The organism is Pseudomonas sp. ANT_H4 (assembly GCF_008369295.1).
GTDB lineage: Bacteria > Pseudomonadota > Gammaproteobacteria > Pseudomonadales > Pseudomonadaceae > Aquipseudomonas.
Map to the genome: position 1 here is coordinate 156,380 of NZ_VOBG01000004.1, position 15,288 is coordinate 171,667.

The 15,288-nt window shown below is 59.6% G+C and carries 12 protein-coding genes and 1 pseudogene; 6 read left to right on the forward strand and 7 right to left on the reverse strand.

Features of this window, described 5'->3' with window-relative positions; all coding sequences use genetic code 11:
• Positions 1 to 105 precede the first annotated feature (105 nt).
• From FQ182_RS07060 to cobA, 6 genes and pseudogenes are all read left to right on the forward strand, one after another.
• On the forward strand, positions 106 to 1,317 hold the full coding sequence (locus FQ182_RS07060) for a NarK/NasA family nitrate transporter (RefSeq protein WP_149412025.1): 1,212 nt from the start codon (positions 106 to 108) through the stop codon (positions 1,315 to 1,317).
• Positions 1,317 to 2,987, forward strand: a pseudogene (locus FQ182_RS07065) (protein kinase). The gene FQ182_RS07060 and the pseudogene FQ182_RS07065 overlap by 1 nt, the downstream one beginning before the upstream one ends.
• 252 nt (positions 2,988 to 3,239) lie before the next feature.
• Positions 3,240 to 5,693 (forward strand): nitrite reductase large subunit NirB, encoded by a 2,454-nt coding sequence (nirB, locus tag FQ182_RS07070; RefSeq protein ID WP_149412026.1) that lies wholly within the window; start codon positions 3,240 to 3,242, stop codon positions 5,691 to 5,693.
• Positions 5,690 to 6,007, forward strand: coding sequence for a nitrite reductase small subunit NirD (gene nirD, locus FQ182_RS07075; RefSeq protein WP_149412027.1), 318 nt, complete (start codon positions 5,690 to 5,692; stop codon positions 6,005 to 6,007). The genes nirB and nirD overlap by 4 nt, the downstream gene beginning before the upstream one ends.
• Positions 6,007 to 8,724: a nitrate reductase gene (locus FQ182_RS07080; RefSeq protein WP_149412028.1), complete on the forward strand. Its 2,718-nt coding sequence runs from the start codon at positions 6,007 to 6,009 to the stop codon at positions 8,722 to 8,724. The genes nirD and FQ182_RS07080 overlap by 1 nt, the downstream gene beginning before the upstream one ends.
• Before the next feature lie 11 nt (positions 8,725 to 8,735).
• Positions 8,736 to 9,473, forward strand: coding sequence for a uroporphyrinogen-III C-methyltransferase (gene cobA, locus FQ182_RS07085; RefSeq protein WP_149412029.1), 738 nt, complete (start codon positions 8,736 to 8,738; stop codon positions 9,471 to 9,473).
• A gap of 58 nt (positions 9,474 to 9,531) precedes the next feature.
• On the opposite strand, the gene FQ182_RS07090 is transcribed toward cobA, so the two are convergent.
• The 7 genes from FQ182_RS07090 to FQ182_RS07120 form a co-directional block, all read right to left on the reverse strand.
• Positions 9,532 to 10,515 carry an OmpA family protein gene (locus FQ182_RS07090; RefSeq protein ID WP_149412030.1) on the reverse strand — a complete coding sequence of 328 codons (984 nt, stop codon included), beginning with the start codon at positions 10,513 to 10,515 and terminating at the stop codon, positions 9,532 to 9,534.
• A 107-nt stretch (positions 10,516 to 10,622) separates the two neighbouring features.
• Positions 10,623 to 11,213: an RNA polymerase sigma factor SigX gene (sigX, locus tag FQ182_RS07095; protein WP_149412031.1), complete on the reverse strand. Its 591-nt coding sequence runs from the start codon at positions 11,211 to 11,213 to the stop codon at positions 10,623 to 10,625.
• A gap of 87 nt (positions 11,214 to 11,300) precedes the next feature.
• On the reverse strand, positions 11,301 to 12,125 hold the full coding sequence (locus FQ182_RS07100; RefSeq protein ID WP_133101679.1) for a mechanosensitive ion channel domain-containing protein: 825 nt from the start codon (positions 12,123 to 12,125) through the stop codon (positions 11,301 to 11,303).
• Between the two features lie 2 nt (positions 12,126 to 12,127).
• Positions 12,128 to 12,373 carry a CrfX protein gene (locus FQ182_RS07105; RefSeq protein WP_133101680.1) on the reverse strand — a complete coding sequence of 82 codons (246 nt, stop codon included), beginning with the start codon at positions 12,371 to 12,373 and terminating at the stop codon, positions 12,128 to 12,130.
• An 85-nt stretch (positions 12,374 to 12,458) separates the two neighbouring features.
• On the reverse strand, positions 12,459 to 13,454 hold the full coding sequence (locus FQ182_RS07110) for a zinc transporter ZntB (protein ID WP_133101681.1): 996 nt from the start codon (positions 13,452 to 13,454) through the stop codon (positions 12,459 to 12,461).
• 25 nt (positions 13,455 to 13,479) lie between these two features.
• A complete protein-coding gene (gene rraA, locus FQ182_RS07115; protein WP_133101682.1) occupies positions 13,480 to 13,971 on the reverse strand; it encodes a ribonuclease E activity regulator RraA in 492 nt (163 codons plus the stop codon).
• Positions 13,972 to 14,192: 221 nt separating this feature from the next.
• Positions 14,193 to 15,182 (reverse strand): alpha/beta fold hydrolase, encoded by a 990-nt coding sequence (locus tag FQ182_RS07120; protein WP_149412032.1) that lies wholly within the window; start codon positions 15,180 to 15,182, stop codon positions 14,193 to 14,195.
• Between the last annotated feature and the right edge of the window lie 106 nt (positions 15,183 to 15,288).

The window sequence follows — 15,288 nt, forward strand, 5'->3', positions numbered from 1 at the left end:
GCGTTTTTTCGTTTTGGCCCCATAGCCCGGGGCCGGTGGGGCGACTCTAACCAGCTGCTCCATCACAAGGCCTTCTTACAAGCCCCCTTACCGCTGAGGTGCGTGATGAAATCAAGCTTCTGGAAATCCGGTCACACCCCGACCTTGTTTGCCGCGTTCCTGTATTTCGACCTGAGCTTCATGGTCTGGTACCTGCTGGGCCCGTTGGCGGTGCAGATCGCCACCGACCTGCAACTGACCACTCAGCAGCGCGGCCTGGTGGTGGCGACGCCGATCCTGGCCGGCGCCATATTGCGATTCCTGATGGGCATGCTGGCAGACAAGCTCTCGCCCAAGACCGCCGGCCTGATCGGCCAGGTAATTGTCATCTGCGCGCTGTTCGTCGCCTGGAAACTGGGCATTCACAGCTATGAACAAGCCCTGCTGCTGGGACTGTTCCTGGGCATGGCCGGCGCCTCTTTCGCCGTCGCCCTGCCCCTGGCCTCCCAGTGGTACCCCGCCGAACATCAGGGCAAGGCCTTGGGCATTGCCGGTGCGGGCAACTCGGGCACAGTGTTTGCCGCCTTGCTGGCACCGGTGCTGGCGGCTGCGTTTGGCTGGAGCAATGTATTTGGCTTCGCGTTGATCCCGCTGATCCTGACGCTGATTGTCTTCGCCTGGCTGGCCCGCAACGCGCCTGATCGACCGAAAGCCAAATCCATGGCCGACTATTTCAAGGCGCTGGGCGACCGCGACAGCTGGTGGTTCATGTTCTTCTATAGCGTGACCTTCGGCGGCTTTATCGGCCTGGCCAGCGCCCTGCCCGGCTACTTCAACGACCAATACGGCTTGAGCCCGGTGACCGCTGGCTATTACACCGCCGCCTGCGTGTTTGGCGGCAGCCTGATGCGTCCCTTGGGAGGCGCGTTGGCGGATCGTTTCGGCGGGATTCGCACCCTGCTCGGCATGTACGGCGTGGCGGCGATCTGCATCGCGGCGGTGGGCTTCAACCTGCCGAGTTCCTACGCAGCCCTCGCTCTGTTCGTCTGTACCATGCTTGGCCTCGGCGCTGGCAACGGCGCGGTGTTCCAGCTGGTGCCCCAGCGCTTTCGTCGTGAGATCGGCGTGATGACCGGCCTGATCGGCATGGCCGGCGGCATCGGCGGCTTTGCCCTGGCGGCAGGCATGGGTGCAATCAAACAAAGCACCGGCAGCTATCAGATTGCGCTTTGGCTGTTCGCCAGCCTGGGTGTGTTGGCCTGGTTCGGCCTGTATGGCGTCAAGCGTCGCTGGAGAACCACCTGGGGTTCGGCAGCGGTCACCGCTGCGCGAGTCTGATGAGCCTGCAACTGAGTTTCGCCCAGGCCAGCGCCATCGGCCCACGGTCGGAAAACCAGGACGCCCTGCGCCTGGTTACCCCGGCTCCTGAACTGGCCGCCAGCAAAGGCTATTTGTGCGCCATTGCCGACGGCGTCAGCTAGTGCGCCGACGGCGGCCTGGCCGCGCGCTCGACCTTGCAGGCCCTGGCCCTGGATTATTACGCCACGCCGCAAACCTGGGGCGTGGCCCAGTCCCTGGACCGCCTGCTGCTGGCGCAAAACCGCTGGTTGCAGGCCAACGGTGGCGGCCTGCCACTGCTGACCACTCTCAGCGCCCTGGTATTTCGCGGACAGCGTTTTACCCTGGCCCATGTCGGCGACTGTCGGGTCTACCGCTGGCTCGATGATCAATTGCTGCGCATCAGCGAAGAGCACGTATGGGAGCAACCGGGCATGCAGCATGTGCTCAAGCGCGCCCTTGGCCTGGATCAACACTTGGTGGTGGATTTCCTTGATGCAGAACTGCGCGAGGGCGAATGCTTCCTGCTGCTCAGCGATGGCGTCTGGGCCTCCCTGGGAGATCACGCCATCAGCGCAATCCTGCGGGAACAAACGGACCTGGGCCTGGCCGTGAATACCCTGGTCAACTCAGCTCATCTGGCCGGCAGCCAGGACAATGCCAGTGCGATGCTGGTGCGTATCGACCAACTCGGCGCCGCCACCCTCGGCGACGCTCTGGTGCAGTTGCAGCAGTGGCCATTGCCCCCGGCGTTGAAACCGGGGCAACACTTCGAAGGCTGGCAGGTGGAAGCAGTGCTGGGGCAGAGCCGGCAGTCCCTGCTCTATAGGGTGCGTGATGCCCAGCAACAGGCTTGGCTGCTGAAGACCTTGCCGGTCAGCCATGATGATGACCTGCAAGCTGCGCAAGCCTTGCTGGCGGAGGAATGGTTTCTGCGCCGGGTGGCCGGGCGGGCGTTTCCTGAAGTGCATTCAGCCAGCGGGCGTCAGCATTTGTACTACGTGATGCGTGAATACGCAGGCCAAACCCTCGCCGAACTGTTCAAGCAGCACGGCCCGCTGCCACTGGCGCAATGGCAGTCCCTGGCCGAGCGCCTGCTGCGGGCCGTCGGCCAGTTGCACCGAAGGCAGATCTTGCATCGCGACATCAAGCCGGAAAATCTGCTGCTGGGAGAGGACGGCGAACTGCGCGTGCTGGATTTTGGCCTGGCCTACTGTCCCGGACTTTCCGAGGATCGCGCACACCTGTTGCCGGGCACACCGAGTTTCATCGCCCCCGAGGCCTTCAACGGCGACCGTCCTACCCCACAACAGGACTTGTACAGCATTGGCGTGACCTTGTATTACCTGCTCACTGGGCATTATCCCTACGGTGAAATCGAAGCCTTTCAACGGCCAAAATTCACCACACCTGTCAGCGCCAGTCGTTATCGACCGGACCTGCCCGAGTGGCTGCAACAAAGCCTGGAACAAGCCGTAGCAGCGCAACCCGAACAACGCTACGAAACCGCCGAAGAGTGGTTGCTGGTGCTGGAGCAGGCCGACCGTCGTGAGTTGAGCATCCGACCCAAACCGCTGCTGGAGCGAGAGCCGCTGAAGGTCTGGCGGACGCTGGCGCTGGTGTCGTTGTTGATCAATATGGTGCTGCTGTACTGGCTGTTGCACCACTAACGGGCGGCTCGCCTTGAATGGGTGCAGGCCAACATCGATAAAAAACGTCGCAAGCCAATAAATACGTGCTTCACGCCACTTGGCACAACCACTGCATTACCTTCCTCAACAACATACATACAGCCCAGCCTTCAACGACGAAGGCTGCGCTTCCCGAGAGAACGGGACCAGGACAAAGGCGTCCTCGCTAGCTAACTAGCGGGGACGCTTTTTTTTGTTTGCGCGTGATTTGTCGAGCCTGCGGAGAACGACATGAAGAAACTCAAACTGGTGATGATCGGCAACGGCATGGCCGGGGTTCGCACCCTTGAAGAATTGCTCAAGCTGAGCAGCGAGCTGTACGACATCACCGTCTTTGGCGCCGAGCCCCACACCAACTACAACCGTATCCTGCTGTCGCCGGTGCTGGCCGGAGAGCAGACCTTCGAGGAGATCGTGCTCAACGACCTGAGCTGGTACCTGGACAACAACATCAAGCTGTTGCTCAACCGCAAAGTGGTGCAGATCGACCGGGTCAAACGCAAAGTCATCGCCGAGGACGGCAGCGAAGCCGAGTACGACCGCCTGCTGATCGCCACCGGTTCGACGCCTTTTATCCTGCCAATCCCAGGCAACACCCTGCAGGGTGTGATCGGCTACCGCGACATCGCCGACACCCAAGTGATGATCAACACCGCCAAGACCCACAAGCACGCGGTGGTGATCGGCGGCGGCCTGCTGGGTCTGGAAGCGGCCAACGGCTTGATGCTGCGGGGCATGCACGTCACGGTGGTGCATATCGGCGAATGGCTGCTGGAACGGCAACTGGACAAGACCAGCGGCCAACTGCTGCAAACCGAACTGGAAAGCCGTGGCCTGGTGTTCCGTCTGTGCGAACAAACCACAGCCCTACACGACGCAGGCAACGGTCGGGTCGGCTCGGTGCAGTTCAAGAATGGCGACGTGATCCCCGCCGACCTGGTGGTGATGGCCGCTGGCATCCGTCCCAATACCGAACTCGCGGAAAAATCCGGCATCCCCTGCAACCGCGGGATTCTGGTCAACGACACCCTGCAAACCTACGACCCGCGCATCTACGCCATCGGCGAGTGCGCCAGCCATCGCGGGATTGCCTATGGCCTGGTGGCGCCGCTGTTCGAACAAGCCAAGGTCTGCGCCAACCATCTCGCACAGCTGGGCTTTGCTCGCTATCAGGGCTCGGTGACCTCGACCAAACTGAAAGTCACCGGTATCGACCTGTTTTCCGCCGGGGACTTCATGGGCGGCGAAGGCACGGAAACCATCACCCTTTCCGACCCCATTGGCGGCGTCTACAAGAAGCTGGTGATCAAGGACGACATCCTCGTTGGCGCTTGCCTGTACGGCGACACCGCAGACGGCGGCTGGTATTTCCGGCAGATCCGTGAGAACCACGCCATTGGCGAGATTCGCGACCACCTGATGTTTGGCGAAAATGCCATCGGTGATGTAGGCCACCAAGGCCAGGACAAGGCCATGAGCATGGCCGACAACGCCGAAGTCTGCGGTTGTAACGGCGTGTGCAAGGGCACCATCGTCAAGGCCATTCAGGAACACGGGCTGTTCAGCGTCGATGACGTCAAAAAGCACACCAAGGCCGCCAGCTCCTGCGGTTCCTGTGCAGGATTGGTGGAACAGATCCTGATCAACACCGTGGGCGGTGCGGCCGACGTCAAACCGAAAAGCGAAAAAGCCATCTGCGGCTGCAGCGACCACAACCACGGGCAGATCCGCCAGGCCATCCGCGACCAGTACCTGCTGACCATCGCTGGCACCATGAGCTACCTGAACTGGCGCACCCCCAACGGCTGCGCAACTTGCCGCCCGGCGCTGAACTACTACCTGATCTCCACCTGGCCAGGCGAAGCCAAGGACGACCCGCAATCCAGGCTGATCAACGAACGGGCCCACGCCAACATTCAGAAAGACGGCACCTACTCAGTAGTCCCGAGGATGTGGGGCGGTGTGACCAATCCCTCTGAACTGCGCCGTATCGCCGATGTGGCCGACAAGTACAACGTGCCGATGGTCAAGGTCACCGGCGGGCAGCGCATCGATTTGCTGGGCATCAAGAAGCAGGACTTGCCGGGGGTCTGGAAAGACCTCGATATGCCGTCCGGGCACGCCTACGGAAAATCCATCCGCACCGTGAAGACCTGCGTCGGCAGTGAGTTCTGCCGCTTCGGCACACAAAATTCGACGCAACTGGGCATCGAGCTGGAACATGACCTATTCAACATGTGGTCGCCCCACAAGGTCAAGCTGGCGGTCTCCGGCTGCCCGCGCAACTGCTCGGAAGCGGGGATCAAGGATGTGGGAATCATCGGTGTCGATTCCGGTTGGGAGATGTACATCGGCGGCAACGGCGGGATCAAGACAGAAGTCGCCGAGTTCTTCGTCAAGCTGAAAACTGCCGAAGAAGTGCGCGAATACAACGGCGCGTTCCTGCAGCTGTACCGCGAAGAGGCCTTCTACCTGGAGCGCACCGTGCACTACCTGCAACGAGTCGGCATGGAGCACATAAAGAAAGCCGTACTGGAAGACCCGGCACGGCGCCAGGCCCTTAACGAACGCCTGCAGTTCTCCCTGTCGTTCGAACAGGACCCATGGAAAGAGCGTCTGGAACAGCCGTTGCTGAAAAAGGAATTCGACACCATCTCCGTCAAACAGCTGGAGGTACTGGCATGAACTGGCTGGATATCTGCGCCCTCGAAGAAATCAACGCCCTCGGCTCGCGCATCATCAAAGGACCGAAAGGCGAGATCGCGATTTTTCGTACCAGTGACGACGAAGTCTTCGCCCTTGACGACCGCTGCCCGCACAAGGGCGGCCCGCTGTCCCAGGGTTTGATCTACGGCAAACGCGTGGCCTGCCCGCTGCACAACTGGCAGATCGACCTGGCGTCCGGTGAAGCTCAGGCCCCGGACATCGGCTGCGCCCACCATCATCACGCCCGGGTCGAAAACGGCCGGGTGATGCTGGCCCTGCGGGACGCCGGTTGATGAACCGCCAGACCACCGCCTCGACCTGCTGTTATTGCGGAGTCGGCTGCGGCGTGCTGATCGAGCATGATGGCGAGCGTATTCTCGGGGTCAGTGGCGATCCGACGCACCCGGCCAACTTCGGAAAACTGTGCAGCAAGGGCGCCAGCCTACACCTGACCGGCGACCTGGCGGCGCGCGCGTTGTACCCGGAACTGCGCCTGGGCAAAGGCCTGGCCCGCGGCCGCACCGACTGGGACACCGCCCTGGAACATGCGGCCAACGTGTTTGCCGAGACCATTGCCGAGCACGGGCCCGACAGCGTGGCGTTCTACATTTCCGGGCAATTGCTGACCGAGGACTACTACAGCTTCAACAAACTGGCCCGGGCGCTGGTAGGCACCAACAATATCGACAGTAACTCCAGGCTGTGCATGTCGTCGGCGGTGGTAGGTTACAAACGCAGCCTGGGGGCCGATGCGCCGCCGTGCAGCTACGAAGACCTGGAGTCCAGCGATTGCGTACTGATCGTGGGCAGTAACATGGCCTACGCCCATCCGGTGTTGTTCCGACGGCTGGAGGAAGCCAAAGCCCGTCGTCCAGACATGAAAGTGGTGGTCATCGACCCCCGGCGCACCGACACCTGTGACCTGGCAGATCTGCACCTGGCGATCCTGCCCGGTACCGATGTCGCCCTGTTCCATGGAGTTTTGCACCTGCTGCTGTGGGAAGAGTGGGTCGATCGCGACTTTATTCAGGCCCATACCGACGGCTTGGCAGAGTTGAAACGGCTAGTGCATGACTACACGCCGCAAATGGTCACGCAACTGTGCGGGATCAGCGTCGAGCAATTGCGCCAATGCGCCGAATGGGTCGGCACCTCATCCAGCTTTTTGTCGTTGTGGTGCATGGGGCTCAACCAGTCCATCGCCGGCAGCGCAAAGAACAGCGCCCTGATCAATCTGCACCTGGCCACTGGCACGATCGGCCGTCCAGGCTGTGGGCCGTTTTCCCTGACCGGCCAGCCCAATGCCATGGGTGGAAGGGAAACCGGCAGCCTGTCGAACTTGCTGCCGGGGCATCGCGAAGCAACCAATCCTGAACACCGAGCGCAAGTGGCCGCCTACTGGGGCGTGGAGCAACTGCCCGCCAGCACCGGTTTGACCGCCATCGAACTGTTCGAACAAGTGCAGGCCGGTAAGATCAAAGCCTTGTGGATCGCCTGCACCAACCCCGCACAATCCCTACCAGACCAGAACGCCGTGCGCCAGGCACTGGCCGCGTGCCCGTTCGTGGTCTTGCAGGAAGCCTTCCGCACCACGGAAACCGCACCTTTCGCCGACCTGTTATTGCCAGCCGCCAGTTGGGGGGAGAAAGAGGGCACGGTGACCAACTCCGAGCGGCGTATTTCCCACGTGCGCCAAGCCATTGTCCCTCCGGGCGAGGCACGACCCGACTGGGCAATTACCGTGGATTTTGCTCAGCGTCTGGAACGACGTTTGCGTCCAGGCTTGCCAAGCCTGTTTTCCTTTGAACAACCGGCGCAGATCTTTGATGAATACAAGGTGCTGACCCACGGCCGCGACCTGGATTTGTCAGGCATCAGCCATGCCCTCCTCGACCAGATCGGGCCCCAGCAATGGCCGTTCCCGGCCAATGCGCAAACGGGCACACCACGGCTGTACACCGATGGCGTATTCCCGACCGAAAGTGGTCGGGCGCATTTTGTCGCCGATCCCTACCGCGCCGCCAAGGAGCAGCGCGACGCACGCTTTCCCCTGACCCTGATCACCGGCCGCCTGCGGGATCAATGGCATGGCATGAGCCGCACCGGCACCGCCGCGCAGTTGTTCGGCCATGCCAGCGAAGCCTTGCTGAGCCTGCACCCCGATGAGTTGCGCCGGCATCGACTCCAGGAAGGTGACCTGATCAACCTGAAGAGCCGTCGCGGCAGCGTGATTATGGCCGTGACCAGTGATGACAGTGTGCGTCCCGGCCAGGCATTCCTGCCGATGCACTGGGGCGATCGTTTTCTCAAGGGCGGTGTCAACACCCTGACCCAACCGGCGTTCGATCCCTTGTCGAAACAACCGGAACTCAAACACAGCGGGGTACGCCTGGAAGCCGTGCAATTGCCTTGGCAGCTGTTCGCGCTGATTGAGGGTGACGTCCAGCAACACTTTGAAGCCTTGCGCCCGCTGTGCGAAGACTTTGCCTACGTCAGCCTGAGCCTGACCGGTCGCGAACGTCCGGCCCTGCTGATCCGGGCAGCCCATAGCGAGGCGCCAGACCTGCAGTTGCTCAAACGTATCGATCAACTGCTGGGCCTCAATGACGGCCCGGTCATGGCCTATGACGACCCACGGCGCTCCATCGGCAAGCGAGTGAAAATCGAGAAGGGCCGGATTACCGTAATTCGCCTGGCCGGCGAAACCCTCGCCCGACACTGGTTGCAAAGCCTGTGGCTGGAAGGCCGGGCCGATGAGCAACTGCGTCGCTGGCTGCTGGCGCCATTGAGCGCGCCACCGGGCAATGCCACAGGAAGCTCTACCGCCAATAAAATTTTGTGCAACTGCAAAAACGTCAGTGAAAACGCCGTGTGCACCGGCATCGCCCGGGGCCTTGACCTGAATGGTCTGAAACAGGAATTGGGCTGCGGCACGCAATGCGGCTCCTGTGTGCCGGAAATCAAACGACTATTGGCCAGCAACAAGCAGCCAATCGCAATCAGTGTGTGAGGGCAATAAACATGAACGCAAAAGTCTGGTTGGTGGGCGCTGGCCCCGGTGATCCGGAGCTGTTGACCCTCAAGGCGGTACGGGCCCTGCACGAGGCCGATGTGGTGCTGATTGATGATTTGGTCAACCCGGCGGTGCTTGAACACTGCCCCAGCGCGCGGGTGATCACCGTCGGCAAGCGTGGCGGATGCCGCTCCACACCGCAGGATTTTATCCATCGCCTGATGCTGCGTTATGCCCGTCAGGGCAAGTGCGTGGTGCGGCTCAAGGGTGGCGATCCGTGCATATTCGGGCGCGGTGGCGAAGAAGCGTTATGGCTCAGGGAGCGCGGTGTCGAGGTGGAACTGGTCAACGGCATTACTGCCGGGCTGGCAGGGGCGACCAACTGTGATATTCCGCTGACATTGCGTGGGGTCAGCCGCGGCGTGACCCTGGTCACCGCCCACACACAGGACGACAGCAGCCTCAACTGGCGAGCACTGGCCGAAGGCGGTACGACGCTGGTGGTCTATATGGGCGTGGCAAAGCTGGAGGAAATCCGGCAGCAGTTGCTGGAGGCTGGCATGGCCGCCGACATGCCGGTGGCGATGATTGAAAATGCTTCGTTGCCGGGGCAGCGGGAGTGCCGCAGCAGCCTGGCCTGTATGCATGATGATGCCAGGGCGTTTGTCTTGAAGAGCCCGGCGATCCTGGTGATTGGTGCAGTCGCGGCAACAGCGGTTGAAGCTGCCTTGCTGGCAAGCGCCTGAGCCAAATTTCAGGCAAAAAAAACCCGGCCTAAGCCGGATTTTTTCTACAACTCAGTAATTACTGAGCTGCTTGAGCTTCAACCGATGCTTCTACGCGACGGTTAACAGCACGGCCTGCTTCAGTTGCGTTATCAGCAACTGGGCGGGATTCGCCGTAACCAACCGAGCTCACACGGCCAGCGTCAATACCGTCTTTGACCAGGACTTGCTTAACAGCGTCAGCACGACGCTGGGACAGCTTCTGGTTGTAAGCGTCAGGACCGACGGAGTCAGTGTGACCTTCAACAACGGTAGTGGTTTGTGGGTACTGCTTCATGAAGTCAGCGAGGTTTTTCACGTCGCCGTAGCTGTTAGGCTTAACAACCGACTTGTCGAAGTCGAACTTCACGTCCAGCTCAACACGAACAACCTGAGCAACCGGAGCTTCTGGCTCTGGAACTGGCTCTGGAGCTGGTGCTGGGGTAGGAGCTGGTGCTGCTGCGCCAGCGTTACCGCCGAAGTTGACGCCCAGGCCGACCAGTGCGGAGTAATCCCACTTGCCGTTGTCCAGGTTGTGGTCAGCTTCAACGCCTGCACGTGCGAACAGGTTGTTGGTGAAGTAGTACTTCACACCGGTACCAACGATAGCCAGAGTCGACTGATCGCGACCGCTGTGGCCGTCAGCTTTGACGTTGCCACGGCTCTGGTGACCGAAACCACCTTCTACGTATGGACGCAGGGAGTCGACGCCAGCCTGACCGAAGTGGTAGGTAGCCAACAGGCTGCCGGTATCACCTTTGATCTTCTGGTTGCCAGTACCGTCGTTCGAACGGGTGTGGTTGGTCTTGTCGTAGGACAAGTTCAACGACAGGTCGTCGGTCAGGAAGTAACCGATGCGAGCGCCAGGATTGAAGCCGTCTTCGATGTGCTTGACGCTATCGTTGTACTGCTTCTTGTAGAACAGCTCGCCTTCAACTGCGCCTTGGCCTTGTGCCAGAACGCCGAAAGAAGTTGCGGCAATAAGAGAACCAATGGCCAAGCCCAAGGTGTTTTTCAGTTTCATCCGTTAAATCCCCATCTGGTGATTGTAAAGCAGTCCCACATACCGGGGGACAACTCGGCGACAAGTCTAACAGAACTTGCCTACACGTAAGAGATATTTGCCTCGTACTAAGTTTCAGTACTGTCCGCAAATTTCTCACGTAATTTATCAAGAGCACGTTTGTAACGCATTTTTGTCGCACTCAAACCCATATGCATAATGTCAGCAATTTCCTGAAATTCCAGTTCTGCGACAAATCGTAGCACCAAAATTTCCCGGTCAATCGGATTCACATGCACCAACCAGCGATCAAGCCCGCCCGTCTCCTCAGGTGTCGGCGCCTTTTCTTCAGACGCTTCCTCAAGGGGGTCCAGACTCAAGGCGTCCATCAAGCGACGCTTTCGCCGTTCCTTACGATACTGCGTGATGCATTCGTTGTACGTGATGCTATAGAGCCAGGTCTTAAACTTCGATTTACCCTCGAAGTTCTTCAAGCCATACAACACCTTCAGCATCACTTCCTGACAGACATCATCCGCATCACGATCGTTCCCCAAATATCTTGAACAAACGTTGAACAGCGTGCGTTGATACCTGCGCATCAATTCTTCGTACGCGCGTGTTACGTGAAACAGCTCCGTGTGCGAGCGCGCGACCAACTCCTCATCAGAGAGCTCACGGGGGTCATAGCGCGTGGACAGCGTTTGGGCTTTATTCAAAACAAGTCGTGCCGACAGTCAGGTCAATGTCCGCTACAGCCTGGATAGCCAGGATTGCGGCGGCGTACATTAGCAGGGATTACCGGGTTAGCGGCTACTTACCTGCTGCTCCAGCAGAATTCGATTGGACAACGATACTAGTTCGCCATCATCGGTCAGCACTGTAGTTTTTACCGTGCCGATCTCTTCGATCTGCCCTTCGACCTCGCCCACACGCACGTGCTGCCCAACCTGATACAACTCACGCACATAAATTCCCGCAAGAATCTGACCGGCAATTTCCCGGCTTCCCAACCCCATGGCCAGCGCAACGGCCAGACCAACGGTAATCAAAACAATCACAATCACATGGTTAAGCAGGTCAGTCTTGACCTCCAACTGGCTGATCGCGACTGAAATACTGATGATAATCACCAGCCCCTGAGCGATTCGCCCCAGACCGCTGGCGTAATCCAGACCGACGCCTTCAGCCGCACCGCGCACCAGCCCATTGGCCAGTTGCGCCAGCAAAACCCCTACCAGCAACACCAGCGCGCCACCGAATACCTTCGGCAAATACAGCGCCAGCATGTCGAGCGTAGCTGAAACTCGCTCAAGTCCAAGGGATTGCGCTGCAGAAACCAGAAAAATCAGCAGTACGAACCAATAAACGATCTTGCCGACCAGTGTCGAGATAGGCACTTTGAGCCCGGCACGCCCCAATAACTTGGTCAGGCCTGTGCCGCCCATCAGGCGATCAAGGCCCAGTTTGGCCAACAGCTTGGACAGCAGGGTGTCGAGCAGCTTGGCCACGACAAAACCCAACAGCACCAATACCAGCGCGCCAAACAGGTTGGGAATAAAATTCGCCACCTTGGTCCACAACGCGGTCATTGCAGTTACCAGACTCTGAGTCCAGAGATCAAGTTCCATATTCAATCAGCCTTATCAGCAGTGCGAGCAATAGGTTTACGACGGGAAACCGGGGAAACATGGGCCGAACCGTTGTTCAGGGCCATCATCAATGCCGGCAACCAACGGCCAAGCAAACCGAACAGGTCTCCCGCGCCGACTTGACGGTTGGCAGTTTTCAGTACGCGGCCAAGGCAGGCATCGTCGTCACGGTTGGGCGGCGAAGCGTTAAGCATGTCACGCAAAGACTGTTCGAACGGATCGTGCATAGGGACCTCTCGCAAGTGAATTAAAAGACGAGGGTAAAATTCTTCAGGTCACATGACCTCTTGCCCCGTTCAGGTCTCATTCAGGTCAGACCCAACGTAAACGCCGGAACAACCACCATTGCCCCAACGCCACCGAGATCATCATCAGGCAGGCAATCAGGAACCCGTAAGGGCTGGAAGAGAACGGGATACCCCCCACGTTAATCCCCAGAAGCCCGGTGAGAAAACTCATCGGCAGGAAGATCCCGGTGATAATCCCGAAGCGGTACATGGTGCGGCTCATACGCACGCTCAAGCGTCGGCCTTCGGCCTCAAGCACAAGCCCTACGCGCTCCCGGGTCAACTCCAGCTCTTCCAGGTAACGGGTCAGGCTGTTGTTCAATTCGTTCCAGTAGTCGCCGTCATCGTCTACGAACCAGGGCAGTTTGATGCGTGTCATCTGAGCGAAAATATCCCGCTGGGGCGCGAGGAAACGCTTGAGCCCCGCGGCTCGCCGACGGATTTGCAAAATGCTGCCATGTTCGGGGGCGTACCGTTCGTCGGTATCCAGTTTTTCTTCTTCGGCGTCGACGACTTCCGAGAGGTCGCTGACCAGGTCCTGAACTTTGTTGGTCAGGTACTGCGCCATACAAAGGATCAATTCAGAGGCTGTTTTCGGACCTTTGCCATCCGCCAACTGCACCAACAGTTCATCGGTTGCACGCAAGGGGCGTAAACGCAGAGAGATGACCCGCGTCCTTGAGGCAAAAATTCGCACCGAGACCATGTCTTCCGGTTCAGCCCCAGGGTTGAGATTGATCCCTCGCAGGAACAGCAGCAATTCGGCATCCGACAGCGGCAACAGCCGTGGACGGGTGTTCTCCTCCAGCAGCAGGTCACAGGCGAATTCGCTCAAGCCACTAGATTTGCGCAACCAGGTCTGGGTCTGCGGATGGCTGCGATCCCAATGCAGCCACAGGCTCTCCTGCGGCTGCAATTGCAATTCGTCGAGCTCAGTCCGGGCAATCGAACGCGCACCGCCTTTACCGTCCAGCACCAGGGCATGCACCAGCCCCCACTGCGCGTTTTCTTCCTCGAACATCCTCACCCCTATCGGCTACAGCAATTTATTCAGGCATTTTTAGCGGGCTGGGCGAAACAATCACGCCATTATTGTCGGCGTAGACATATTCACCCGGACGGAAGGTCACACCGGCAAAGGTCACGGCCACGTTCAGATCGCCAATACCGCGCTTGTCAGTCTTCATCGGGTGGCTGGCCAGGGCCTGCACGCCCAGATCGGTCTGGGCGATGACGTCGACGTCACGGATGCAACCGTAGATCAGCAGCCCTTCCCAGCCGTTTTTCGCGGCCTTCTCAGCGATCATGTCGCCCAACAACGCCCGACGCAGGGATCCGCCGCCGTCGACCACCAGCACCTTGCCAGCGCCGTTGAGCTCGGCCTGTTCCTTGACCAGGGAGTTGTCTTCGAAGCACTTGATGGTGACGATCTCGCCACCAAAGGAGTCCCGGCCGCCGAAATTGCTGAACATCGGCTCGACCACCTGCACCAGTTCCGGGTAGGCATCGCACAGATCGGGGGTAAGGTAATGGTTCATCGAGAAGCTCCTGTCGGGGAAAGAAGGTGTCGAACATCCACTGTTACATCAGGAAAACGCACCGTAGCGACGAATCTTTAAGCCTGAAGCCGGCAATGATCAGACCCGCCGCCGAAGAACACAACACGCACTCAACGACTGAATGTGACCGCAACCGCACAAGACGTCATAGCTTAGCCGTAAGCGCGGACGAGTGAAACGCCCTCGTTAGAGCCTCTGCCTTAAACTGTCACGACCGCCTCGGGCTGCACGGCGACCAACGGTGCCAGCGGGTCATTCAACCAGCGCTGCACCAGCGGCCAAACCTGCGCCTGCGCCGCCTTGCTGACCAGCATCTGCACATGGCCGAAGTCATCGGCAAAGCCTTGCTTGCGCCCCAGGCACAGATACTGACGGTGCTCGGAGCCCATTTGCTCGAACAGCTTGCGGCAGGCCCAGGCCGGGTCCTGATGATCGCCGGCAGCACTTACCGCCAGCACCGGCACGTCCACATCGGCCAAACCTTTCCACCAATCGCGCTCGGCGTCGCCAAAGCGCCCGAATAAACCGTGCCAACGCATGCTTTCCAGGGCCAGGCCGATGGGTTCGTCTTCAGGGCCACGCTTGAGGCGTGAGCCGGAGAGCTGAGCAAAACGTTTTAAAATGAACCGCCCACCCCACTCCACCGGAGGAATTTTCAATGGCCAATAAGTCCGACTGACCTGGCAGCCAAACAACGCTACGGAGGCCACTGCCGGCGCTCCCAGATACTGACCGCCCAATGCCGCCGCCAAGGTCGTACCGCCTAGGGAATGGCCGATCCAGTGCGGAATCTGCGCGCTTTGCTCACGAACAAACGCGGCAATGGCCGGTAAATCGTAACGAGCATAGTCGGCCACGCGGTTCTTGGCGTAATCCTGGTTGCGCCGCGAAAGGCCATGGCCGCGCATTTCCGGTATCCACACATCAAACCCCTGCCGCGCCAGATAAGCCCCAAGACCAATGCCCTTGGGCGAATACCAGAAACGTCGGTTGGAGAAGCTGCCATGTAATAGAACCACCGGCACGCCGCGGTTTTCCGCAGCATCGGCCAAGCCCAGGCGAGTCACGGCCAACTCGACGGTGCCATCAGGGCTATTGCCGGGTTTAAGACGATAAACATCTTCACTCAGGTCGCCACGACGCTCAGCGCTGAGCAAGGCGACGGGAAACAGGTTGCTGCTGCTTTGCATAATGTTCTTGCACAAAAAAGGGCGGCGTCCGGATGGATTTCCGCCCTGTACAGGATGAGAAATGCCGGCCAACCCTTACGATTGACCGGCACTTTTGATGTTACGG

Bases quoted from the DNA above. Each gene is read 5' to 3' on its own strand.
- rraA (WP_133101682.1), bottom strand. From the start codon at position 13,971: ATGAACCATTACCTTACCCCCGATCTGTGCGATGCCTACCCGGAACTG.
- nirD (WP_149412027.1), top strand. From the start codon at position 5,690: ATGAACTGGCTGGATATCTGCGCCCTCGAAGAAATCAACGCCCTCGGC.
- FQ182_RS07080 (WP_149412028.1), top strand. From the start codon at position 6,007: ATGAACCGCCAGACCACCGCCTCGACCTGCTGTTATTGCGGAGTCGGC.
- FQ182_RS07120 (WP_149412032.1), bottom strand. From the start codon at position 15,182: ATGCAAAGCAGCAGCAACCTGTTTCCCGTCGCCTTGCTCAGCGCTGAG.
- FQ182_RS07090 (WP_149412030.1), bottom strand. From the start codon at position 10,515: ATGAAACTGAAAAACACCTTGGGCTTGGCCATTGGTTCTCTTATTGCC.
- FQ182_RS07060 (WP_149412025.1), top strand. From the start codon at position 106: ATGAAATCAAGCTTCTGGAAATCCGGTCACACCCCGACCTTGTTTGCC.
- nirB (WP_149412026.1), top strand. From the start codon at position 3,240: ATGAAGAAACTCAAACTGGTGATGATCGGCAACGGCATGGCCGGGGTT.
- cobA (WP_149412029.1), top strand. From the start codon at position 8,736: ATGAACGCAAAAGTCTGGTTGGTGGGCGCTGGCCCCGGTGATCCGGAG.
- FQ182_RS07105 (WP_133101680.1), bottom strand. From the start codon at position 12,373: ATGCACGATCCGTTCGAACAGTCTTTGCGTGACATGCTTAACGCTTCG.
- FQ182_RS07110 (WP_133101681.1), bottom strand. From the start codon at position 13,454: ATGTTCGAGGAAGAAAACGCGCAGTGGGGGCTGGTGCATGCCCTGGTG.
- FQ182_RS07100 (WP_133101679.1), bottom strand. From the start codon at position 12,125: ATGGAACTTGATCTCTGGACTCAGAGTCTGGTAACTGCAATGACCGCG.